General features: G+C 42.1%; 3 protein-coding genes. All 3 read right to left on the bottom strand.

Features of this window, described 5'->3' with window-relative positions:
- Positions 1–71: 71 nt before the first annotated feature.
- On the bottom strand, positions 72–512 hold the full coding sequence (locus BM613_RS14565) for a hypothetical protein (protein ID WP_109431863.1): 441 nt from the start codon (positions 510–512) through the stop codon (positions 72–74).
- Positions 512–850 (bottom strand): hypothetical protein, encoded by a 339-nt coding sequence (locus BM613_RS14560; protein ID WP_109431862.1) that lies wholly within the window; start codon positions 848–850, stop codon positions 512–514. The genes BM613_RS14565 and BM613_RS14560 overlap by 1 nt, the downstream gene beginning before the upstream one ends.
- Positions 850–1,073 (bottom strand): hypothetical protein (locus tag BM613_RS15280; RefSeq protein ID WP_181363211.1); only part of this gene is annotated, 224 nt, incomplete at its 5' end. The genes BM613_RS14560 and BM613_RS15280, both read right to left, overlap by 1 nt.

Below are 1,073 nucleotides of genomic sequence, written 5' to 3'. Positions count from 1 at the left end.
GTTTTAGCAAACTTGCGCTTTGCAAATTCACACGCGAGTTCCGCATTGTCAAAACGTTGCAGACTCATGAATCACTCCGGTAATATAATTTCGTAATCGATCAGGAAAGACCGCAGAGGATACGCCAGATCATTACCTTCTGCAACGTGGTCATAGGAATAGTATTGTTTCCCTTGCAGACCTTTACATGGGTCGTATACCTTAACATCACCGAAGCGAGCGTCAATAATGATCTGATGGAAAAGTCCAGGTAACTGTAAAGATGGTACAGTCGCAAGATACAAGCGCCCAGGTCGGATCTGGTGCATACCGGCAGTGATATGCGGCTGCGCAAAGACACCGTGCTTATGCAGATAGGTCGACACGTCAGTAAAACCACGAATATAATCCTTTGTGAACTCGTCATACACCTGCTCAGGGTCTTTGTCAAGAAGCATAGCAAGGCAGGTAGGAATGCAAGCCATTATGCTTTTCTGAGTTTTATGCTTGATTGGATCGTTGATAGTAATCATTAGAAGACTTCCTTAAACAAATCAAATTTAACATGCTCGTAGATTTTATTCAGTTGAGTTAGCTTGCGAATAAATTCTTTACTGGTATTCTCGTCAATTGCACAAGTATCCGTCTGGATCTTCCATGTATCAGAGCGCAAACGAAGCAGGAATGACCCGTTCGGATAAACCGTCTTCGCTTCGGGCATGTAGTGCAAAATGCAGGATATCGTTCCTTCAGGTGGTATAAGAACAATATAAGTGTCATTCACATCGGTGTGACTAATAATCCAACCGCTTTGTAATAAAGTATCACGAAGTTGGCAATACATTTTCGGAATAACGATATCTTTGGCCATTATTGTACTTCCACAATTAACAATTCACCATGACGTTCACGAGCGAGATTATATAAATCTTGTTTCTGCCCAATACTTAATTCGCAATCAAGGATTGCGATATCACAATGGAAACCACTCGTACGAATAACAGTATCTTCATACGAGTCTCTGCGATGAGAAACCAAACGAAGATGGAAACGATCAAACTGTACTACCGATGACTCGCGCGACAGTTGCACAC

Source organism: Sulfoacidibacillus thermotolerans, assembly GCF_003144315.1.
Lineage (GTDB): Bacteria > Bacillota > Bacilli > Alicyclobacillales > SLC66 > Sulfoacidibacillus > Sulfoacidibacillus thermotolerans.
This window is presented reverse-complemented; position numbering and strand designations above follow the sequence as displayed.